19 protein-coding genes are annotated in these 21,465 nt (G+C 68.0%); 5 read left to right on the top strand and 14 right to left on the bottom strand.

All coding sequences use genetic code 11. The annotated features are described in order from the left end of the window. Nucleotides 1–747 (top strand): heavy metal translocating P-type ATPase (locus ACIRJP_RS34585; protein WP_404183069.1); only part of this gene is annotated, 747 nt, incomplete at its 5' end. 513 nt (nt 748–1,260) lie between these two features. Here ACIRJP_RS34585 and ACIRJP_RS34580 read toward each other — a convergent pair. Both ACIRJP_RS34580 and ACIRJP_RS34575 read right to left on the bottom strand, forming a co-directional pair. After that, on the bottom strand, nt 1,261–2,550 hold the full coding sequence (locus tag ACIRJP_RS34580) for a citrate synthase (protein WP_329921004.1): 1,290 nt from the start codon (nt 2,548–2,550) through the stop codon (nt 1,261–1,263). 197 nt (nt 2,551–2,747) lie between these two features. Continuing rightward, nucleotides 2,748–5,006, bottom strand: a complete 2,259-nt coding sequence (locus ACIRJP_RS34575) for an ATP-dependent RecD-like DNA helicase (protein WP_404183065.1) — start codon at nt 5,004–5,006, stop codon at nt 2,748–2,750. Between the two features lie 104 nt (nt 5,007–5,110). On the opposite strand from ACIRJP_RS34575, the gene ACIRJP_RS34570 reads away from it, so the two are divergent. Together ACIRJP_RS34570 and ACIRJP_RS34565 are read left to right on the top strand one after the other, a co-directional pair. Further along, the gene (locus tag ACIRJP_RS34570) at nt 5,111–5,410 is read left to right on the top strand and encodes a hypothetical protein (RefSeq protein WP_404183062.1); all 300 of its coding nucleotides are present in this window, start codon (nt 5,111–5,113) and stop codon (nt 5,408–5,410) included. Beyond that, nucleotides 5,407–5,877: a hypothetical protein gene (locus ACIRJP_RS34565; RefSeq protein ID WP_404183059.1), complete on the top strand. Its 471-nt coding sequence runs from the start codon at nt 5,407–5,409 to the stop codon at nt 5,875–5,877. The genes ACIRJP_RS34570 and ACIRJP_RS34565 overlap by 4 nt, the downstream gene beginning before the upstream one ends. 180 nt (nt 5,878–6,057) lie before the next feature. Here the strand turns inward: ACIRJP_RS34565 and ACIRJP_RS34560 are convergent, their stop codons facing one another. The 3 genes from ACIRJP_RS34560 to ACIRJP_RS34550 all read right to left on the bottom strand — a co-directional run bounded on the left by ACIRJP_RS34560 (nt 6,058) and on the right by ACIRJP_RS34550 (nt 7,433). Then, complete coding sequence (locus ACIRJP_RS34560) at nt 6,058–6,711, bottom strand: hypothetical protein (RefSeq protein ID WP_404183056.1); 654 nt, start codon at nt 6,709–6,711, stop codon at nt 6,058–6,060. Nucleotides 6,712–6,798: 87 nt separating this feature from the next. Beyond that, nucleotides 6,799–7,152 carry a hypothetical protein gene (locus ACIRJP_RS34555; protein WP_404183053.1) on the bottom strand — a complete coding sequence of 118 codons (354 nt, stop codon included), beginning with the start codon at nt 7,150–7,152 and terminating at the stop codon, nt 6,799–6,801. Next, nucleotides 7,149–7,433, bottom strand: a complete 285-nt coding sequence (locus ACIRJP_RS34550) for a hypothetical protein (protein WP_404183050.1) — start codon at nt 7,431–7,433, stop codon at nt 7,149–7,151. Before ACIRJP_RS34550 ends, ACIRJP_RS34555 begins: the two co-directional genes overlap by 4 nt. 138 nt (nt 7,434–7,571) lie before the next feature. Between ACIRJP_RS34550 and ACIRJP_RS34545 the strand changes: the two genes are divergently transcribed. Next, nucleotides 7,572–8,411 carry a Scr1 family TA system antitoxin-like transcriptional regulator gene (locus tag ACIRJP_RS34545; RefSeq protein ID WP_404183048.1) on the top strand — a complete coding sequence of 280 codons (840 nt, stop codon included), beginning with the start codon at nt 7,572–7,574 and terminating at the stop codon, nt 8,409–8,411. Continuing rightward, on the top strand, nt 8,383–8,607 hold the full coding sequence (locus ACIRJP_RS34540) for a DUF397 domain-containing protein (RefSeq protein WP_404183045.1): 225 nt from the start codon (nt 8,383–8,385) through the stop codon (nt 8,605–8,607). Before ACIRJP_RS34545 ends, ACIRJP_RS34540 begins: the two co-directional genes overlap by 29 nt. A 52-nt stretch (nt 8,608–8,659) precedes the next feature. Here the strand turns inward: ACIRJP_RS34540 and ACIRJP_RS34535 are convergent, their stop codons facing one another. The 9 genes from ACIRJP_RS34535 to ACIRJP_RS34495 form a co-directional block, all read right to left on the bottom strand. Next, a complete protein-coding gene (locus tag ACIRJP_RS34535; protein ID WP_404183042.1) occupies nt 8,660–9,382 on the bottom strand; it encodes an HNH endonuclease in 723 nt (240 codons plus the stop codon). Nucleotides 9,383–9,414: 32 nt separating this feature from the next. Continuing rightward, the gene (locus tag ACIRJP_RS34530) at nt 9,415–10,809 is read right to left on the bottom strand and encodes an AAA family ATPase (protein ID WP_404183039.1); all 1,395 of its coding nucleotides are present in this window, start codon (nt 10,807–10,809) and stop codon (nt 9,415–9,417) included. Between the two features lie 36 nt (nt 10,810–10,845). After that, nucleotides 10,846–12,390: an N-6 DNA methylase gene (locus ACIRJP_RS34525; protein WP_404183072.1), complete on the bottom strand. Its 1,545-nt coding sequence runs from the start codon at nt 12,388–12,390 to the stop codon at nt 10,846–10,848. A 65-nt stretch (nt 12,391–12,455) separates the two neighbouring features. Then, a complete protein-coding gene (locus ACIRJP_RS34520; protein ID WP_404183036.1) occupies nt 12,456–13,892 on the bottom strand; it encodes a restriction endonuclease subunit S in 1,437 nt (478 codons plus the stop codon). Beyond that, nucleotides 13,889–17,479: a DEAD/DEAH box helicase family protein gene (locus ACIRJP_RS34515; RefSeq protein WP_404183033.1), complete on the bottom strand. Its 3,591-nt coding sequence runs from the start codon at nt 17,477–17,479 to the stop codon at nt 13,889–13,891. Before ACIRJP_RS34515 ends, ACIRJP_RS34520 begins: the two co-directional genes overlap by 4 nt. 277 nt (nt 17,480–17,756) lie before the next feature. Further along, the gene (locus tag ACIRJP_RS34510) at nt 17,757–18,545 is read right to left on the bottom strand and encodes an ABC transporter permease (RefSeq protein WP_404183030.1); all 789 of its coding nucleotides are present in this window, start codon (nt 18,543–18,545) and stop codon (nt 17,757–17,759) included. Beyond that, the gene (locus tag ACIRJP_RS34505; protein ID WP_404183027.1) at nt 18,542–19,525 is read right to left on the bottom strand and encodes an ATP-binding cassette domain-containing protein; all 984 of its coding nucleotides are present in this window, start codon (nt 19,523–19,525) and stop codon (nt 18,542–18,544) included. Before ACIRJP_RS34505 ends, ACIRJP_RS34510 begins: the two co-directional genes overlap by 4 nt. A 76-nt stretch (nt 19,526–19,601) precedes the next feature. Further along, nucleotides 19,602–20,444 (bottom strand): DUF4097 family beta strand repeat-containing protein, encoded by an 843-nt coding sequence (locus ACIRJP_RS34500; protein WP_404183024.1) that lies wholly within the window; start codon nt 20,442–20,444, stop codon nt 19,602–19,604. 93 nt (nt 20,445–20,537) lie between these two features. Continuing rightward, nucleotides 20,538–21,065 carry a hypothetical protein gene (locus ACIRJP_RS34495; RefSeq protein ID WP_404183021.1) on the bottom strand — a complete coding sequence of 176 codons (528 nt, stop codon included), beginning with the start codon at nt 21,063–21,065 and terminating at the stop codon, nt 20,538–20,540. Between the last annotated feature and the right edge of the window lie 400 nt (nt 21,066–21,465).

Raw genomic sequence — 21,465 nt, 5'->3', positions numbered from 1 at the left:
CCCACCCCCGAGGACTTCGCCAACATCGCCGGACTCGGCGTCCAGGGCGTCGTCGAGGGCCACGCCGTCCTCGTCGGCCGCGAGCAGCTGCTCGCGGACGCGGGCATCGACGTGCCCGGCACGCTGTCCGGCGCCGTCGCGGACGCGGCGGCCGAGGGCCGTACGGCAGTCATGGTCGCCTGGGACGGGCGGGCGCGCGGCGTACTCGCGGTGGCCGACAAGATCAAGGAGTCCACCGCGCAGGCCGTCGCCGAACTCCGCGCACTCGGCCTCCACCCCGTTCTGCTGACCGGTGACAACCGTGCCGTGGCCGACGCCGTGGCCCGTGCCGTCGGGATCGACGAGGTCCGCGCCGAGGTGCTGCCGGAGGAAAAGGTGCACGTCATCGAGCGGCTGCAGGCCCGGGGGCGCTCCGTCGCCATGGTCGGTGACGGGGTCAACGACGCGGCCGCCCTCGCCACCGCGGACCTCGGGCTGGCGATGGGGACCGGCACGGACGCCGCGATCGAGGCCGCGGATCTCACCCTGGTTCGTGGAGATCTCAAGGTGGCCGCCGATGCGATCCGGCTCTCCCGGCGCACCCTGACCACGATCAAGGGCAACCTCTTCTGGGCATTCGGCTATAACGCGGCCGCCCTGCCCCTTGCGGCATTTGGCCTGCTCAACCCTATGATTGCCGGAGCGGCGATGGCCTTCTCATCGGTCTTCGTCGTGACGAACAGCCTGCGGTTGCGCGCCTTCACGTAAAATCCACAAAGAGATCCAGATCACATGGATTTCAGGGTAACCATCCGGCGGGTTCGTGAGTCTAAGAGTGCGATGCCAAGGATGTCTTGGGGGACGTCCGTCGGAGCGTCTTGGGGGACGCGCCGGGCAAGCGTTGGCCGGGGCACGTGCACCGGGGAGCTTTGAGCGGCCCTCCCGTGCGTACGTACCCCGGCAGATCGCACGAAGCAGGACAAGTGAAAAGCGCAGTTCGCAGCTAGTCGAGGAACGCAGGAGCTCCGGCTCCCACAGACGCCCGGCCGGATCCCGTGGGGGGAATCCGCTCCGGGACATGGGAAGCGCCTCGCTGTCGGCCCGTGGGGGGATCGATGGCGGGGCGCTTCTCTCTGCCGTCTCTCTGCCGCCGCTGGGCGGTGAAGCAGCCCGCCGGACACGCAAATCGCCCCGGACACCGCGCTCTGTGCGAAGGCGCGGTACTCGGGGCGAAGTCGACCGGCCTCGGCGGCCGGGGTCGTGCGGGGGGTGCTACGAGGTTCAGCGGCCCTCGACCGGGACGAAGTCGCGCAGGACCTCGCCGGTGTAGATCTGGCGCGGGCGACCGATGCGGGAACCCGGCTCCTTGATCATCTCGTGCCACTGGGCGATCCAGCCGGGGAGGCGGCCGAGCGCGAAGAGCACGGTGAACATCTCGGTCGGGAAGCCCATGGCCCGGTAGATCAGACCCGTGTAGAAGTCCACGTTCGGGTAGAGGTTGCGCGAGACGAAGTACTCGTCGGAGAGCGCGTGCTCCTCCAGCTTCAGCGCGATGTCGAGCAGCTCGTCGGACTTGCCGAGCGCGGACAGCACGTCGTGGGCAGCGGCCTTGATGATCTTGGCGCGCGGGTCGAAGGACTTGTACACCCGGTGACCGAAGCCCATCAGGCGGACGCCGTCCTCCTTGTTCTTCACCTTGCGGATGAAGGAGTCGACATCGCCGCCGTTGGCCTGGATGCCTTCGAGCATCTCCAGCACCGACTGGTTGGCGCCACCGTGCAGCGGGCCCCAGAGGGCCGAGATGCCGGCGGAGATCGAGGCGAACATGTTCGCCTGCGAGGAGCCGACCAGGCGCACGGTGGAGGTCGAACAGTTCTGCTCGTGGTCCGCGTGCAGGATGAGCAGCTTGTCGAGCGCGGAGACGACGACCGGGTCCAGGTCGTACTCCTGGGCCGGGACCGAGAAGGTCATGCGCAGGAAGTTCTCGACGTACCCGAGGTCGTTGCGCGGGTAGACGAAGGGGTGGCCGATCGACTTCTTGTAGGCGTACGCCGCGATCGTCGGCAGCTTGGCGAGCAGCCGGATCGTCGAGAGGTGGCGCTGCTCCTCGTCGAACGGGTTGTGGCTGTCCTGGTAGAACGTGGACAGCGCGCTGACGACCGAGGACAGCATGGCCATCGGGTGGGCGTCGCGCGGGAAGCCGTCGAAGAAACGCTTGACGTCTTCGTGCAGCAGCGTGTGCTGGGTGATCTCGTTCTTGAAGGTCGACAGCTCGTCGACCTTGGGAAGCTCGCCGTTGATGAGCGTGTACGCGACCTCCAGGAACGTCGAGCGCTCGGCAAGCTGCTCGATGGGGTAGCCGCGGTAGCGGAGAATGCCCTGCTCACCGTCGAGGTAAGTGATGGCGGATTTATAAGCTGCGGTGTTGCCGTATCCGCTGTCCAGTGTCACCAGACCGGTATTGGCCCGGAGCTTCCCGATGTCGAAGCCCTTGTCGCCGACGGTGCTGTCGATCACCGGGTAGGTGTACTCGCCGTCGCCGTACCGCAGTACTACAGAGTTGTCGCTCACGTCATCCCTCACCGACGTAGTGCCTCTTCTTCGAGGTTCCCTGACTGTCTCCACCCTCCCCCATTTGGCTCAGGAGAGTGCACTCGGGGTCGTCCATTGGACCTACTCGCGGCACTGAGTGCCGCGAGCTTACTCATCCTGCCCCCTCGGTTCCGGTTCCGGAAGGGCTGGGTGATGTTTCCCACCGATTTGATCGATCATTTTTCCGCCGATCCTCCGCCCGAGCCGCCCGACAGCCGGTAATCCAGCGCCGTACAGCGTCTGCCCGCGGAAACCGTGCGGACCGCCTGGCCGATCGCCTGCCGCGAGCCGACCAGCACGACAAGCTTCTTGGCCCTGGTCACGGCGGTGTACAGCAGGTTCCGCTGGAGCATCATCCAGGCGCTCTTGGTCACGGGGATGACGACGGCCGGGTACTCGCTGCCCTGGGAGCGGTGGATCGTCATGGCGTACGCATGGGCCAGCTCGTCGAGCTCGTCGAAGTCGTAACCGATCTCCTCGTCCTCGTCGGTGAGCACCGTCAGCGTCTGTTCGTCCAGGTCGAGGGCGGTGACGACGCCGACCGTGCCATTGAAGACGCCGTTCTCGCCCTTGTCGTAGTTGTTGCGGATCTGGGTGACCTTGTCGCCGACCCGGAAGACCCGGCCGCCGAACCGCTTCTCGGGGAGGTTCGGGCGGCCCGGGGTGATGGCCTGCTGGAGGAGTCCGTTGAGCGTGCCGGCGCCGGCCGGGCCCCGGTGCATCGGGGCGAGTACCTGCACGTCGCGCCGCGCGTCCAGGCCGAACTTGGCGGGAATGCGACGGGCCGCGACATCCACCGCGAGCACTCCGGCGTCCTCCGTCTCGTCCTCCACGAAGAGAAAGAAGTCCTTGAGGCCCTGGGTGAGGGGCGGCACACCGGAGTTGATCCGGTGGGCGTTGGTGACGACGCCGGACTGCTGGGCCTGGCGGAAGATGGTGGTGAGCCGGACCGCCGGAACGGGACTGCCGTCGGCGAGCAGATCGCGCAGCACCTCCCCCGCGCCGACCGACGGCAGCTGGTCGACGTCCCCGACGAGCAGCAGATGGGCACCGGGTGCCACCGCTTTCAGCAACTTGTTGGCCAGCAGCAGATCCAGCATCGACGCCTCGTCGACGACGACCAGATCGGCGTCCAGCGGACGGTCCCGGTCGTAGGCGGCGTCGCCGCCCGGTTTCAGTTCGAGCAGCCGGTGGACGGTCGACGCCTCGGCGCCGGTCAGCTCGGAGAGCCGCTTGGCCGCCCGCCCGGTCGGCGCGGCCAGCACCACCTTGGCCTTCTTGGCCCGCGCCAGCTCCACGATCGACCGGACCGTGAACGACTTCCCGCAGCCGGGCCCACCGGTCAGCACGGCGACCTTCCGGCTGAGCGCGAGCCGGACCGCCGCCTCCTGCTCGGGCGCCAGCTCCGCCCCCGTACGCGTACCGAGCCAGGCCAGCGCCTTGTCCCAGTCCACGTCCGCGAAGGCCGGCATCCGCTCCTCGGGCGTCCGCAGCAGCCGCTGCACCTGGGCGGCGAGGGCGACCTCGGCACGGTGGAAGGGCACCAGGTAGATGGCGGTGACGAGCTCGCCGCCCTCGGGCGACGGCACCTTCTCCCGTACGACGCCCTCCGGGTCCTCGGCGAGTTCGGCGAGGCACTCGATGACCAGTCCGGTGTCGACCTGGAGCAGCTTCACCCCGTCCGCGATCAGCCGCTCCTCGGGGAGGAAGCAGTGCCCCTGGTCGGTGGACTGCGACAGCGCGTACTGGAGGCCGGCCTTGACCCTTTCCGGGCTGTCGTGCGGGATGCCGACCGCCTGGGCGATCTTGTCGGCGGTGAGGAAGCCGATGCCCCAGACGTCGGCGGCCAGCCGGTAGGGCTGGTTCTTCACGACGGAGATCGAGGCGTCCTCGTACTTCTTGTAGATGCGGACGGCGATGGAGGTGGAGACGCCGACGCCCTGGAGGAAGACCATCACCTCCTTGATCGCCTTCTGCTCCTCCCAGGCGGCCGCGATCATCTTCGTGCGCTTGGGGCCGAGGCCGGGGACCTCGACGAGCCGCTTCGGTTCGTTCTCGATGATGTCGAGGGTGTCGACGCCGAAGTGGGTGGTGATCCGGTCGGCCATCACCGGGCCGATGCCCTTGATCAGCCCGGAGCCGAGATAGCGGCGGATGCCCTGGATGGTGGCGGGCAGGATCGTCGTGTAGTTCTCGACGGTGAACTGCTTGCCGTACTGCGAGTGCGAGCTCCAGCGGCCTTCCATGCGCAGCGATTCGCCGGGCTGCGCGCCGAGCAGCGAACCGACCACGGTGAGCAGGTCGTTGGCACCGCGACCGGTGTCGACGCGCGCGACCGTGTATCCGTTCTCCTCGTTGGCGTACGTGATCCGTTCGAGTACGCCTTCCAGGACGGCCATGTTCGGCTTGGGGTGAGTGGCGGACGTGGTGGACATGGGTGCGACGGTACCGGGCGGAGCTGACAGTGGGTGGGCCACGCCGGAAGCTGACATGCACCGAGCCCACGGCATCCCGTAACACTCGGTGTTATCGTGGCCGTATGGCTACCGAGCGCTTTTCGATCAGCATGCCGTCCGAGGTCCGCGACCGGATCAGAGAGCACGCCGCGGACGCCGGACTCGATGTCTCCACGTTCCTCACGATCGCCGCACAAGCCCAGATGGACCAACAGGACCGCGTCCGGAGGATTTTCAGGCCGTTCGAGGAGGCGCGCGCGGAGGCCGAGGAGAATGCCGGCACCGGCACCTGGGCCGGTGACGAGATCGAGTTGACCGGGGATGAACGGGCGGAGGTTGCCGCGATCCTCGGCCGCCCCTCCCGCGACGAGGCCGCCGCGTGAACGTAGTCGTCTACGACACCGGGATGTTGATGGCGCTGGTGAGCCAGGACCGCCGGGCACACGTCCTGCACAAGGGTTTCGTCGCAGTCGGCGGACACCGGCCGATCGTCCCTGGTCCCGCCCTCTCGCAGGCCTGGCGGACAAGCCCGAAGACCGCCTACGAGTGGAAGCGAATCCTCGCCGACGTGGTCGTGTACCCAGGAACCAGGGCCCGCTTCCCCGTGGACCAGGTGCCCAGTTGTCTTCCCTGTGTGGGGGGCATGACCATCGAGGACTGGAAAACGATCGGCGACATGATCGGCACGGCCGCGCTACCGCCCAAGAAACGCCCCGACCCGGTGGATGCGCTGGCCGTCTTCGTCGCAGCCGCCCACGGCGCAGGCGCCGTGCTGACCTCCGACACCGACGACATCGAGGCGTACGCCGCCACACTGCCCGGAGCCGATGTCTCGGCCGTGGCCATCTGACGGGCGAGTCCACCTGGCCGTGACGGTGCCCGTGGCGACGGTCCGTGCCCGAACGGTCAGCCGACCACTGCCGTGATCGAGCGTCGGTGCTTCGGGGTGGGGCGCCGCCCGGGAAATCCGTCGGGCGCTGAGCGGGTGCCGCTCCTGGCCGGAGCCGCGTCACCTCGGCACGTTCGGTGCCTACTCGTCGAGTACGCGCGCCATCGCCAGGGCGATGCGGTCGATCCAGTTGATCGCATCCGTCACATCGGGCTCGGTGATGGGGCGCCGTAGCTTGAGGTCTCCGGCCACAAGATCCGCGTCGTGCGCGATCTTGTTGCGGCGGGTGGTGATGCTCATGAACTGCGCCTTCAGCGTCTTGTCCGTGTACGCGGTGCGACCGCCCTGCCAGGTGTTGATCTGCGCGGCTGCGCCCTGCCAGACGTTCTTCTCGGTGACGAGCCTCAGCGCATCGGTGATGGCGCGCGGATTCTGGAGTGAGGCGCTGCCCCACCTCTCCTTGACGTGCTCGACGACCACCTCGGCCAGCGTGACATCACCACGCTGCACGGCCTCGACCCGGTGCAGAGGGATCTCGTAGTTGCGAAGCTGGAGCGGCATCTCGGGGCTGTCCTTGGCCGCCAGTTCGGCGACGCGGCGGAAGAGCTCCTCGTGGAACCAGTGGTCGATGGCCGCCACGGCCTGCACCCAGGCGGCACGGTAGAAGTCGTCGACATCGACCGTCCCCGGCTGGAACGGAGCCAGATACCGCCCCGCGTCGACCATCTTGCGGGCGTAGGCGAGGTTCGTGGTGAACGCCTCGAACTGGCTGGTCTGCGGCCTGGGAATGGCCATCGGTGAGCCCCCGTACTGTCACATGTTCTCTGAGCTGCATGAACAGGTTTGGTGACAGCCCGGGAGCCCGTCAAGCGGCTTATGGACTCATCGGATATCGATGTCCGGTTCTCGACGCCTCGGCCCGTCGATGTCCGGAACGGACCCACTCGCCTTCAGTCGCGAACCCCGGCTCTCGGCGACTGCCTTGACCTCCCGCAGCGACTCGCTCAGCCGGCTGGCGAGGAAATGGAGCTCCGGCCCCGTGACCCTCTGGTCCGCCAGCAGTTCGGCGGCGTGGTCGAGCAGATCGCCCGCCATGCCGAGTTGGACGCTTTCGATGCCGTCGGCCATCCGTGACACGTAGCCGGTGCCGTCCCCCAGGACGTAACTCGGCTTGCCCTCCGCCCCCGTCCAGGGCAGCAGCCTGAACGTGTGGTGCTGGTGCCGCTCCGCGTTCACGCGGCAACCTCCGCTCCGAAGGCGGGCCGGGGACTGATGTCCACACCCTGCACGGCCAGCCACAGCGTGCGCCGCCGACGCCGCGCCTCGGCCATCTGCCGCTCGTGCGCCACGAGATACGGACGGACCAGGGGGCTGTCCTCGCCGCGCGGCGGGCGCTCACCGGTACGGCAGGCGGTGGGACCGGCCACGTACACGCAGGAGTAGGGATGAACGGTGGCGGGGACCGGGCGTACCAGCCGCATCAGCGACTCGGTGACCCGGCCGACGAGATTCTTCATGTCGACGTGCTCTCCCTCTGAATACCCACGAACGGATGCGCTCTGTGGCGAACTCATCACAGAGTGGGGTCGGACGTGGCTACGCTCCAGAGGTTCGGGCTTGACAGCCCGCCGGTCAGACAAAGGAGTTGGGGCTGAATGGCGACGAACCGGAAGCCGCGTACGCCGAGGGAGAAGTACGGGGAGGAGCTGAGGCTGCGACGGACAGCGGCGGGGCTGACTCAGGAGGCCCTGGGCGATCAGGTCGTGTGCTCGCCGACGCTGATCAGCCATTACGAGGCGGGGCGGCGGTTGCCGAAGCCGGATGACGCGCACCGGCTCGACATCGCGTTGAAGACTGACGGCTTCTTCGCCCGCTGGCTGGACGACTTGGACTCGAAGTTCGCTCATTACTTCGCGGTGGTCGCCGAGTTGGAGCGTGAGGCTACGGAGATCCGCCAGTATGCCGCGTCTCTCATCCCTGGCCTGCTTCAGACGGATGCATACGCCCGTGCCGTTTTCCAGGCGTGTCGCCCCAACTACGGCACGGGAGAACTTGACGAGTTTATTGTCAATCGCTTGGAGCGCGGTCGGCTGCTCGCCGAGTCATCGACTCCGGTCGCCTGGACACTGCTTGATGAGGCCGCGCTCAGACGCTCGGTCGGCGGGCCACACGTCATGGCGGAACAACTACACAAGGTGGCAGATATGGCCGAGTCCGGTCGCCTGCGCCTGCACGTGCTGACTTTCGGAGCGGGAGCACACGCGCTTCAGGAAAGCATGGTCTACCTGCTGAACTTCGCGGATGCCGCTCCGGTCTCGTACGTCGAGGGTCTTCGCACTGGACATCTGATGGATGATCCGGCGCTGGTAGAGGCGTGCCACACGTCCTACACTCTCGCCCTGGGCGACGCAGCCCCACATGAGGAGTCGGTGGCCCTCGTAAGAGCCATCGCGGAGGAGCACGAGCATGCACAGCACCGAGCCCGCCATCGTTGACGGCGAGGCGCTGTCCGGGTGGCGCAAGTCGAGCTACAGCGGAGGCTCCAACGGCGAGTGCCTTGAGGTCGCCGACGGCTACTCCGACATCCCTGTCCGCGACAGCAAGACACCGGGCGGCCCGACGCTCGTCTTCTCGGCCGACGGCTGGTCGTCGTTCGTCGCCGCCGTCAAGGGTGGCCACACCAGCATCTGAGCCCGTCTGTGCCTCGCAACCGGCCCGCAGACGGCCCAGTTGCGGGGCACCGTCACATGCGCGCGAGAAAGCCCTCACGCAGGGCAGGTTCGCGCAGCAGGGCGAGTGTCTCTTCCTCACCGTCGAAGAGCAGCTCCGCAGCCGGGTGGTCCGACTGGTGGAACATCGCGGCCAGTACGTCGGCGAGCGGGCGGTTCCAGGCGACTCGGACAATCTCCGCCGCCTTGCTGTGCTGGCCCCGGTCCGTGGCGATGCTCCAGAGCTCGACCGACTGCTTGGCGGTCCCGTAAGCCGTTCTGCGCCCGTCGACGAGGGCCCCGCGTGTGTTGAGTCCGAACACGTCTATGCACGCCTCCCCTTGAGGCGTCCGCCCCTTGTACGTGCACAGGGGCAGGACCAGCCGCATATGGTCCAGCGGGTCCTGGAGAGTGGGGTCGAGGAGGAGCGGGCTGCCATCCTCCGCGGATCGGGGGAAGGTATTCCGTTTCTGGTTGCTGTTGCAGTACGCGCAGGCCAGTAAGTGGTTGAGCCACTCGAAGGTACGCAGCGGAGCAAGGCTCTTCGGCTCGAAGTGATCGATGTCCGTTCCCTGGCTGTCACCGCAGTACATGCAGCGCTGGTGGCCGGGTGCCATTTTCGCGAGGGTGTCGAGGAGGCCTTCTCGTACACGTCTCCGTACGGTCGAATGCGCCCAGAGATCCGCCGCTTTCGCCTTGCGTCTCGACTCTGCGGTCTGCTCGATCTCCTGGGTGTACGCCTTCAGGTGCGCTGCCACGGCTGGGGGCAGGCCAGTGCGTTGCAGCCGGATCATTCCGCCTCGCCCGCCTCTCCGTTCTCGATCTCCTCGGCGATGCGGTGGAGTTGAGCGGACGCCTCAAGCACGCGCGCTGCGGGCGAGCTGGCCAGCAGGCCCTTCAAGGTCTTGTAGCGGGCGACGGTGTCCGGCGAGGTATCGCCCTCGTACACCTTGGACTCCAGCGCGACGAACTCGGCGCGGGCATGCTCGGCCCGCTCGGAGTACGGGGTGTCCAGGCCGAAGAGGTCGGAGAGGACCGCGTCATCACCACTGCCGTACACCACTCGCTCGTAGAGCTCCTTCGGTACGACCTCGGGCGCGGCATCTTCCTCCACACCTGGCAGGCGGATCAGGCCGCCCGGGTCGGCTGCCTGGCAGATGTACGGGCTGTGGGTCGTCACGATGAACTGGATGTTGGGGAAGCGCGTGGTCAGCCAGGGACCGATGCGACGTTGCCAGGAGACGTGGAGATGGGCGTCGATCTCGTCGATGATCACGACACCGGGAACCTGGAGGGGGCTGGGTCCGTCTCCGCTTCCGCCGAACACCTCGTCGCCGAAGGCGTCGTGGATCTGCTTCAGCAGGTCGACCACCAGCGCCGCCACGGTTCGGAAGCCGTCGCTCATCTCACGCAAGGGGTAGCGGTGCCCGTCACGCGTGATCCAGAGTCCCTCCGAGTCCACGTCCTCGACGCGGTAGCCATCCGGGAGAAGCCCGTCGCCCAGAACTGAGAGCGCTGCCGCCTTCAGGTCTGCTGCGCCCTCCTTGCCTTCCAGCGCGCGTAGATGCTGCTCGATGAGCCAAGCGACACCTTCGGCCAGCGAGGCATCCTCGTGGAACAGGCTTGCCTGCCGGGCCACTGGCCCGGAGGCCAGCATCAGACGCTGCACCTCGCCCGATCCCCCGGCCATGCGCCGGAACGGCCCGTACGCGGCACAGAACCAGCCCACCGGGTTGTCGGCCCACGGGCCGCGCTGGGCAGGACTGGCACTCGTCGCTCTGGGGTTGTACCTGATCTCTCCCAGGGCAGGCTGGGCACTCCTGCGGCCTCCGGCGCCGTCAGCAGGGGCGGTCCACCGCAGCCCGGTCCAGAAGTCGTTCTGGGTGCGTCCCGAGGCGGTGAACTTGTCGAAGACCGCGTCCCTGACGACCTCTGCCTCGGCAGTGCCTGAGTCCGCCCCCCGCGTGACCCAGTTCTCGAAGCTCTGGACCAGGCCACGGGCCGGCACCGGGCCGCTCAGAGCAAGAGCCAGGGCTCGGAGCAGTGTCGTCTTGCCCGACCCGTTCCGGCCCGCGAGAACCGTCCAGCCGGCGTGGGTACCGTCCGGGCGGGTCAGTGTCAGGTCGACGACGCGCGGACCATGGAACGACTTGATGTTCTCGACGTGCACGCGGGAGACGTACATGGGTTGCGGTTCCGTCCGGTGTAGGAGGGGCGGGAGCTATTCCGGTTCCGCGTCGGCCGGAACCTCGCCGCCCAGTGCCTCGGCGATCGCGGCGAACTCGCTGAGCGCCGCCTGGAGGTCCTGGACGATCTCGGCGGCGATCACCTCGGGCGGCAGGAGGCTGTCGGCGTCCTCCAGGGCCGGGTCCTTCATCCAGGTGAGGTCGAGGTTGACCTTGTCGCGCTTGACCAGTTCCTCGTACGCGTACGCCTTGAAGCGGCCACCGTCGTCAGCGGACGTGTCCACGCGGTCGGCGGGCTTCTCGCCGTACGCCTGGACGAACTCCTCCAGGTCGGTCCGGGTCAGCGGGCGCTGCTTGAGGGTGAAGTGCTTGGCCGTGCGGAGGTCGTAGACCCAGACCTTGGTGGTGTGCGGCTTGCCGTCCGCGCGAGGGGTCTTCTTGTCGAAGAAGAGGACGTTCGCCTTCACGCCGCCCGCGTAGAAGATTCCGGTGGGCAGCCGCAGGATCGTGTGCAGGTCGAACTCGTCCAGCAGGCGTCGGCGGATCTTCTCGCCCGCGCCGCCCTCGAAGAGGACGTTGTCGGGGAGGACGACGGCAGCCCGACCGTTGATGGCTGTCAGCGACATGATGTGCTGGAGGAAGTTGAGCTGCTTGTTGGTGGTGGAGGCGCGGAAGTCGTCGCGGTCGTAGCTGATGTCCTCCCTCTCCGCCTTGCCGTCCGAGCCGATCACCGTGATCGCGGACTTCTTGCCGAACGGCGGGTTGGCGAGGACGAGCGACGCGTGCTTGCCGCTCGGCTTGGTCGCGAGGGCGTCGCCGACATCGATCAGGCTCTTGCCTTCGCTGCTGCCGATGCCATGGAGCAGCAGGTTCATGGCTGCGAGCCGGGCGGTACCGGGGACGAGTTCGTTGCCCCAGATCTTGCCCGCACCCAGCGCGAGGCGCTGCTCGCGGGTGAGGTCCTTCATGTGGTGCTTGCGGATGTAGGAGTGCGCGGCGATGAGGAAGCCGCCGGTTCCGCAGGCGGGGTCGGTGATGGTGTCCTCGGGACGGGGGCGCATCACCTCGACGATCGCGTCGATGAGCGGGCGAGGCGTGAAGTACTGGCCGGCTCCGGTCTTGGTGTCCTCGGCGCCCTTGGCGAGCAGCCCTTCGTAGGCGTCGCCCTTGAGGTCCGCGTCGCCGACGGTCCAGTCCTGCTTGCCGATGAGATCGACGACGAGCTTTTCGAGCAGGGCGGGTTCGGTGATCCGGTTCTGGGCCTTGGTGAAGATGGTGCCGAGCGTGGTTCCGGGGCGGGTACCGAGGGCGTCGAGGACGTTGCGGTAGTGGAGTTCGAGCGCCTGGCCCTTCTTGCTGGCGAGGGACTTCCAGTCGTACGCCTTCGGCACGATCTCGGCGGCGTCTGCGTCTGAGAAGGGGTCGTCGTTGATCTCGTCGACCATCTTGAGGAAGAGGAGGTACGAGAGCTGCTCGACGTACTCGATGGTGGACAGGCCGTTGTCGCGGAGGACGTTGCAGTAGTTCCAGAGCTTGGCAACCAGAGTGTTGGTCTGGGCTGCGGCCTGCGGGGCGAGCACGATGTTGTCGTCGACGGGGGCAGGGCGGGGGCCCTGGTCGGCGGTGGCGGTGGACGCGGGCGCGGTCACAGGTCGAACTCCTGCTGTACGGCGTGGGTGGGGGCGGGGGTGGGTGACGGGGCGAGTGCGGGGGGCGAGGTTGTGGGGGCCTTCGACTTGCGCGGCGCGGCGGAAGTGCGTCGGGCGCGCTTGGCCTTGGGCTGCGCATCCCGCTCGGCCTGGATGCGGGTGAGAAGGGCGGTGGCGGGCTCGTCGGCGGGGTCCTGGGGGACGAGAGCGCCGGTGAAGGCGTGTCGCAGGAGAGCATTCCGCAGCGAGGCCGCGCGCACGTCCTGCTGAGTCAATTGACTACCGACGCGTGCAGTCGCATCGATTTTCGCGGCAACCTCGGCCACCAGGCTCTTCTGCACTTCGATCGGTGGAACTGGCATCTGGAAGTTGGCGATGACAGCCTGGTCGATCTTGGGCATGGAGCCTGCCAGCCCCTTCGCCTTGGTCTTGAAGTAGGTCCGCGCGGACTTGCTCCGCAGCACCATGACCGCGAATTCGGGGTCCAAGCGAGTGTCTGTACGCACCCTGATCAACAAGTCCGGATAAATGGCCCAGTTTTTTGGCCCGTTGAAAATTGCCGCTGTACCCACCAAGTCGGGCGTATTGGACCGCTGGATCAAGATATCTCCCGGTTCCAGCCAAAGCCCCTTAACTTTAGAGGGGTCCGCTGACGTGATCTTCGTGTTTTCATCCCGGAAATCATTCAACGTAACCGCGGTGAGATTGAGCGTGCGGACCCCGCCAGCATCAGCCGTCACCCGGGCGGAGTGCCCGTTGCGCAAGGGTTCACGCAGAAGGCCTTCGAGTGGCTCGACGGGGAATCCGCTCCCGTCGTTCAGCATGGCGCTGACCACTGAATCAGCGAGGAGCGACAGGCGGCGGGCGGAGTGCTTGAGGAGTCGGACCGCCGCATCCAGACGGGAAAGGTGGTCTTCGAGGGTTTCGACGATGCGGCGCTGCTCCGCAAGAGGGGGCAGAGGAACACTGAAGTTGGAGATCGCGGATTGATCAACCTTGGGCATGGACCCAGCCAGCCCTTTAGCCTTCGACTTAAAGTATCTGCGCGCACGACCACTACTCAAAAGCAACGCAAGGAAATCAGGAAGAATTAGCGAGTTAACCCTGACGCGAATGAGTAGGTCCGGGAAAATTGCCCAGCCACTGTCTCCTTTGAAGATCGCTGCTGTACCCACAAGATCTGGCGTATTGGAGCGCTGAATAAGGATGTCTCCCGATTCAAGCCAGAGATCCTTGACTCGTTCCGGACTCGCCGAGGTGATTTTAGTATTCGCATCACTGAAATCAGTCTTGGTAACGGCCGTCAGGCTCAGCGTGCGGATTCCGTCCGGGTTTTTCGTGGCGCGCGCTGAGTGCCCATTGCGTAGCGGCTCGCGCAGCAGGTCTTCGAGACGCACCCAAACCCACCCCGCCGGAAGTTCCTTCTCGCTCAAGCCAGTTCCCGATTCAGCTCAGTCAACAGATCCAGCGCCGGCTCTTTTCCGCCGAACGCCATCATGAAGCCGCGCCCCTTGCCGCGCTCCGTGAACGGCTCGTGGGCGAGCTCCGCCGGCTCTATGCCGACATCGCTGGCGACGACGTCCCGGATCTTCTCCAGCCACCACAGCTGGTCGTCCGTGAATGCGACGCCCGCCTGTCGCTGCCGCAGCAGCCAGCCCTCGAAACGCTCCTCGACCACCGTACGGTACGGGCGGAGCTCACTGTCCGCGCCCAGCTCGTAACGGATCAGGCTGATCAGGTCCGGGATCCCCGCCTCGCGTCCCGGGCGGGCCACCGCCTGGCTCAGGTCCTCGTGGAAGCCCCAGAGAACGTTCGGCGTCCAGGCCCGCCGGGAGGCCCTGATCGTCGCCGCGAGTTCCTTGAGGGCGTCCCGGGCCTCGGCCGGGGAGACCGGGTTTCCGCTGCCCAGGGCGAGCCGGATCGCCGCGTTGCGGTCGCGCTGATTCTTGAGCAGGTCACCCCACTCGTCCAGGTTCTCGCGGGCGCGCTTCTCGCGCGGGACCTCTTCGACCTCCGTCACGGTGACGGCCGTCGTCTCGTCGTACGTCAGGTCCTTGTCCCGGCGGATCTCCAGGATCTGGCGACGCAGCTCCGGGTTGCCGGTGAGCACGGCCACGGCGTCCTCCACCAGCCTGCGGGCCGCTCCCGCACCGCCCTGCCGCCTCGCCGTGTCCTGGGCGTCGACGTCCACCGCGTCGACGATTCCGCGGGCGATCTCGGAGAGGGTCATGCCGCCCGCCGTGTTGGCCAGGAGGTCCCGTTCCTCCGGCTTGAGCTGCTGGCTCAGTCGCGACAGGCGTCGCTGGAGGATCTCCGCCTCCTCCGCGCTGATCGACCTCGATCCCGTCTTGTCGAGCAGCTTGGCGAGCGAGACCTGCTTGCCCGTCGCCGGGATCATGGGCCGCGCGTCGACCAGCGGGGAGGTGGTGACGCCCGCCGCGTCGATGAGGACGAAGCGGTCCTTCGTGACGTCGTCGTCGGCGTCCGGGGTGACCTCGCGCAGCTCGGTGGCGTCAATGGTGCGTGCCCCGCGTCCCTTCATCTGCTCGAAGAGGACCGCGCTGCGTACCGACCGCAGGAAGATCACGCACTCCAGGGCCCGTACGTCCGTGCCCGTGGCGATCATGTCGACCGTGACGGCGACCCGCATCCGGGGCGAGTTACGGAGATCGTTGATCAGGTCGTCGGGGTTGTCGCCGTTCTGACGGCTCTTGTACGTGATCTTCTTTGCGAAGTCGTCGCCGCGCCCGAACACCTCCTTGACCTGCTTGAGCACGTCCTCGGCATGGTCTTCACCGACCGCGAAGACGAGGGTCTTGGGGAGGTCCCTGCGGCCGGGGAACCAGCGCTGCCAGTTGTTCTTGTAGGTCGTGAGCACGGCGCGGATCTCATCGACGGTGATCACCGACCGGCCGATCTGGTTGGTGGTGTAGGTGAGGTCGTCGTCGAGTTCCACGTACCGCTGGGCCCTGGTCTTACGGTCCTTGATCCGGACCGTCGTCCCGGCCTCGATCTTCGCGCCGCCCTGCTCGCGCAGGTCGGTATTGACGCGGACGATGTCGAAGTCGACGTTGACCCCGTCGGCGACGGCCTGCTCGTAGGTGTACTCGGAGACCGTGTTCTGGTCGAAGAAGCCCCGGGTCTGCGCGGTCGGAGTCGCGGTGAGGCCGACGAGGTGGGCGTCGAAGTAGTCCAGGACGCCCCGCCACAGTCCGTAGATGGAACGGTGGCACTCGTCCACGACGATCAGGTCGAAGGACTCCGGAGGCACGTCCGGCTGGTACTCGACCTCGATGGGGCGGTCGGTGGCGTAGTTCATCTCGGGGTCGTCCCCCGCGCTGTCGGCGGAAGCCGTTCCCGTCTGCTGCTGTCCGGCGTCCGTCGCGTCGTCGCGGGCGTCGTCGTCCGTCAGCTGCTCGCCCTTGAGCAGGGCGTACATCTTCTGGATCGTGCAGATCACGACGGACGAGGTGTCCTGGAGTCCGGCCGCGCCCAACCGGTCGACGTTGTAGAGGTCGGCGAACTTCCTGCCGTCGTCGGGGGTGGTGTAGTTGCGGAACTCCGACAGCGCCTGACGGCCGAGGTTGTTGCGGTCGACGAGGAAGAGGACACGACGGGCGCCGGTGTGGCGAAGCAGTCGGTAGGTCTCGGTGACGGCCGTGAAGGTCTTGCCCGCGCCGGTCGCCATGTGGATCAGAGCGCGGGGCCTGTCCTGGGCGAGGGACTGCTCCAGGCCGCTGATCGCATCGATCTGCGCGAGGCGCAGACCGTACGGCTCCAGCTTCGGCATGCGCCGCAGACCGGCCCGGAAGGTCGGGGCCCGGCGGTCCTCCGCGCGCTCCATCCAAGCGGCGACGGTCTCGGGACGGTGGAAGGAGAACACCTCGCGGGACCGGGGCTCGGGGTCCAGGCGGTTGACGAAGTAGGTCTCGGTTCCGGTAGTGGCGTAGCGGAAGGCGAAGGGCTCGGACTCCCGCCAGACGGCCAGGCTGTGCTCCTTCAGCACACCCTTGGCATAGCGCTCGTTCTGGGAGAGGGCGCTGGAGAGGTGGTCCCCCTCGCGCTTGGCCTCGATGACGCCGACGATCCGGCCGTCGACATACAACACGTAGTCCGCGCGTCCGGTCGCGAGGGTGAACTCCCGTACCGCGACGCCCTGTCCGGCGAGCGGGTTCAGGTCGGCGCGGTCCTGGACGAGCCAGCCGGCCTCGGCGAGCATGACGTCGATCTTCTGCCGGGCCTGGACCTCGTTGAGAGGGGCCGGGCGCTGGGCACGGTGCACGATGGCGTCACGGGCGGCGGCGTTCACCCGGCGCGGCTGCTTGCGGTCGGTCTCGTACTGGGCCTGCTGCGCGGATCGCAGGCTGACGATCTCGGTCTCCATGTCCACGAGCCGGGCAGCCAACGCTGCCTTGGCCTGCTGAGCACTGACCATCAGGGCTTCGGCCTCGGCGCGGGCCCGGCTCTCGGCCGCGAGGCGGTCGGTGGACTCGCTCAGCTTGACCCGGGACTGGGCCAGTGCGTCGCGCTGCCCGTCGAGCGCCCGGCGCAGTTCGGCGACCTCCGCCGGGTCCGTGAGTACGGGCATGGCAGGCGGAACGAAGGCCGTGACCGTGCGCTTGCCGGTCAGGGCGCGGTGGTAGAAGACTCCGAGCTCGTAGCAGAGGCGTACGGCCTCAAGAGCGCGGGTGGTGTCGAAGAGGTGGGCGTGCGCGGCCTCGTTGCGGTCGCGGCGAAGCCGGTCGAAGGCGTCGTGCACGGCGGGGGGGAGCGCGCCGATGTCGGTGAGGGCCCGCAACCGGTCGATCTGGCGGGTGCCCGCGACACGGATGCCCGTACGCGTGACGAGATCCTCGGCCAACACCTCACCGAACTGGCCCGCCTGGACCTGGGCGGCGTTCGGATTGCTGAAGACGTTGAGTTCGGCCTGGGCGCCGTACAGGGCGAGGAGCGGCTGATGCTGATACAACACCCCGAAGTTCGGTGATGCCTTGGCCAGGTCACGAAGCCGGTCGTCCACGCTGTTCCCACCCCACCGGTACATATCGTCAAGATGATCGAGTCTATGAGGCGCAGGGTGGTCGGGCCTTGTGTTTTGCCAGGTTCTTCATACCGGCGAGGGTCGGTCCCCGCGCCCGGCATCACTTCGGTCCTGGCGGCTCGGACCAGTCCGCGAAGCCCGGACGACGAACGGCTCCCCCCAGCCGGGCCGACGCCCTCGACATGCGGGAGCGGGGTGCCCGCTCCCGCCGGCTCCGTGCCGGTGGGTGAGCACCCCGCCTTGGGCGTTTTGGTGTTCAGCGCTTGGTGCTGCTGTTGAAGAGCGAGCGCGACCAGACGTAGCCGACCAGAGTGATACCGGCGCACCAGGCGAGGGAGATCCAGCCGCTGTTGCCGATCGCCGAGCCGGTGAGCAGGCCGCGCAGGGTCTCGGTCATCGGCGTGAACGGCTGGTACTCGGCGAACCAGCGCAGGCCGGGCGCCATCGAACCGGCCGGCACGAACGCCGAGCCGAGGAACGGCAGGAACTGGATGAGCAGCGGCTTGTTGCTCGCGGACTCGACCGTCTTGGAGATCAGTCCGAGCGCCGCCGACAGCCAGGCCACGGCGAACGCGATGGCCGCGATCAGCCCGGCCGCGGCCAGCCACTCCAGCGGGTTCGCGTCGGGGCGGAAGCCGAGCGCGAGGGCCACGCCCACCACCAGGACCAGGCTCACCACCGTGGTGATGACGGAGCCGATGACATGGCCCGTCATGAACGACGAGCGCGTGATGTTCATGGTGCGGAAGCGGTTGATGATGCCCTCGGTCATGTCCTGGCAGACCGCGATCGAGGTCGACATGGCCCCGGCGGCGACGCCCATGATGATGACGCCGGGCGTCAGGTACTCCAGATACGCGTCCCGGCCGCCGGAGCCCGGCAGACCGGCGCCGATCGAGTCCCCGAAGGCGTACACGAAGAGCAGCAGCATCAGGATGGGCATCATGGCCGGGCCGAGCGAGACGGCGGGGTAGCGCAGCGCGTGCTTGATGTTGCGCCGCAGCATCGTCATCGAGTCGTGCACGGCGTACGTGAGGGTGGTCATCGCAGGGTCTCCTTGACGTGGAGCGGGGTGGCGTCGGTGCCGTCGCCGGTCAGGGCGAGGAACACGTCGTCGAGGTCGGGGGTGTGCACGGAGAAGTCGGCGGCCCGCACTCCGGCCGTGTCCAGCTGGTCGAACAGGGCGCGCAGGGCCTCCATGCCGGCGTCGCTCGCAACCCGCAGGGAGAGGTTCTCGTCGTCGCGGGCGGCGCCGGGGAAGGCGGCGGCGGCGCGCTCGAACTCGTCGACGGCGTCGAACCGCAGCCGTACATGGCTGCCGGGGATCTGTGCCTTGAGCTCGTCGGCGGTGCCCTCCGCGACGATCCGGCCGCCGTCGAGCACCGCGATCCGGTCCGCCAACTGGTCGGCCTCCTCCAGATACTGCGTGGTGAGGAAGACGGTGACGCCGCTCTCGACCAGCGTGCGCACCGTCTCCCACATCGTGCGGCGGCTGCGCGGGTCGAGCCCGGTCGTCGGCTCGTCCAGGAAGATCACTTTCGGGTCGCCGACCAGCGTCATCGCGAGGTCGAGCCGGCGCCGCATGCCGCCGGAGAAGGTCGCGGCACGGTTCCTGGCGACGTCCGCGATGCCGAACCGCTCCAGCAACTCCGCGGCCCGCCTGCGCCCTTCGTGCTTGCCGAGGCGCAGCAGGTCGGCCATGAGGAGCAGGTTCTCCTCGGCGGTGAGCAGGTCGTCGAGCGCGGCGAACTGTCCGGTGACACCGATCGCGGCGCGCACCCCGTCGGGGGAGCCGGCGACGTCGTGGCCCGCGACCTGGGCCTGTCCGCCGTCGGCGGCGATGAGCGTGGACAGGATCTGCACGGTCGTCGTCTTGCCGGCGCCGTTCGGGCCGAGCAGCGCGAACACGGATCCGGCCGGGATGCGCAGGTCGATGCCGTCGAGGACGGTCTTGTCGCCGTAGGACTTGCGCAGCCCGACGGTGGAGACGGCGAGGGCCGCCGATTCGGTTGTGAGCATGGGCATGACAGAAGCAGGCATGGAGCCCTCCGGGCTCGTGAGGGGAGTGGAGCGAGGGACGTCGTACGGGTGTTGCTGACGCTCAGGCCTTGGCGCGGCGGATGTCGATGTTGCCCCAGCGGGTGCGGGCGCGGACCTGCACGGTCCGCTCCGTCTCGGCCGGCGGCGCCGAGTCGGCGATCGTGTTGTGCACCTGCCCGCGCTCGGCACTGACGTCGAGCCAGGCGGCGGTGCCCCGGCGGACCCCGATGTCGATGGCACCGTAGGAGGTCTCCAACTGGACGGTGCCGGAGACCACTTCGGCGACACGCAGGGCGCCATGGGCGGTGGTGGCGGTGACCGATGCCTCGGCGCACATGATGTCGATGTCGCCGTAGGCGCCGTTCGCCCGCAGGTCGCCGACGACGGCACCGACGGTCGTGCTGCCGTGCGAGTTCTTCAGGACGGCGGGTCCGTCGACCGTGCCGACGCGCAGGCTGCCGGAGCTGGTGGTGATCTCGGCCGCGCCCCCGACCCGGTCGACGGAAATCGAGCCGTGGGAGACGGTCAGGTGCACCGGCCCGGTCTCGTCGAGCCGGACGTCGCCGCCCGAGCTCTTCACCCGGACCTTGCCGAGCCGGCCCTCGGCGGCCACCTGGGTCCAGGCGCCGGTGATGTCGACGCCGGAGCCGACGGGCAGGTCGATCACGACGTCCACGGCGCCGGCGGGGCCGATGAAGCGGCGTTCCTTCGTCCTGACGGTCAGGACGCCGTTGGCGTACGAGACCTCGGTCTGCTCGGCGGCCCGCACGTCCTTGTCCCGCTTGGGGCTCGCGGGCCGTACCTCGACGGCGGTGTCTCCGCGCTCGCTCGCGGTGAGCCGGAGGGAGCCGGCGCCGACGTGCGCGGTGACCGTGATCGGTTCGGGAGTGTCGAAAGAAGGCATGGCTGTACCGTCCTCATGACTCGTCGGGGCGTCCCCGCAGGTGGGACGTGGTGTGGGTGGCGCAGGTCGGGTGCGGGTGCGGCCAGGTCCTGCCTAGCGCACCCAGCCCGTGAAGCTCTGTCCTGTGGTGCTGGTCTTCTGGGGCGTACGGGGCTGCGCGCCGCCGTCGACCGCGGCCGACACGGCTCGGACCAGCCACGCGTTGACCGACAGACCCTCGCGGCTCGCGGCCTCCTCGGCGCGCGCCTTGAGGTGGGCGGGCAGGCGCAGGTTGACGCGGGCGGTGCCACCCTCGTCGCCGTCGGCGGGTGCCGGGGACGGGGCCGGGGCCTTGAGCGGCTCGACGGGCCCGCCCCTGTCCCCGTACGTCTCCTCACCCGTCGGCCGTGTCACCACGAAGTCGGGGTCGAGCCCACGCAACCGTACGTCGACCGATCCGGGGGCGAGTTCACGGGTGATCTCGTCCATCGCGGCGGAGAGCACGTTGAGCATCGTCAGGCGGGTCGCCGACTCCAGCGGAGCGGTGAGCCGCTCGGCCAGCTCACGGGCTTCTTCGCCGCCGGCTTCGGCGGCCACCGCGAGTTCGCGGCGGAGGTTGTCGACATACGGCGTGAGGTCCATGACGCCATAGTGGCACCAGGGTGGCGCCATACGCAACCCCGAAAGAGGGGTAGCTGTGGAGCGTTCACACCGGGATGGCTCTGACCTGCGGATATAGGCCGACGCCATGTTGCATCAATGCGGTGCCACATGGATTCTCGGCTTCTCCGGCACCTTCGATGGCGCCACATGGCACCACATGGCGCCACGTGATGCCACGTGATGCCACGTGATGCCACGTGATGCCATGTGATGCCGCGTAATGCTGCATTTTTCCGTCACAGGGTCCGTCGGCGGACCGGGTCCCGGGCCTGCGCCAGCGGCAGCGGCGACAGCAGCAGCAGCAACGGCGGCGCCGTGCATGCCGGGCGGCCCCCGAACACGAAACGGGGCCCGGTCGCAAAACCGGGCCCCCCTCGCT

It is taken from the genome of Streptomyces sp. NPDC102437, assembly GCF_044765565.1.
Lineage (GTDB): Bacteria > Actinomycetota > Actinomycetes > Streptomycetales > Streptomycetaceae > Streptomyces.
The sequence above is the reverse complement of the archived record's forward strand: the minus strand, read 5'-3'. Positions and strand labels throughout refer to the sequence as shown.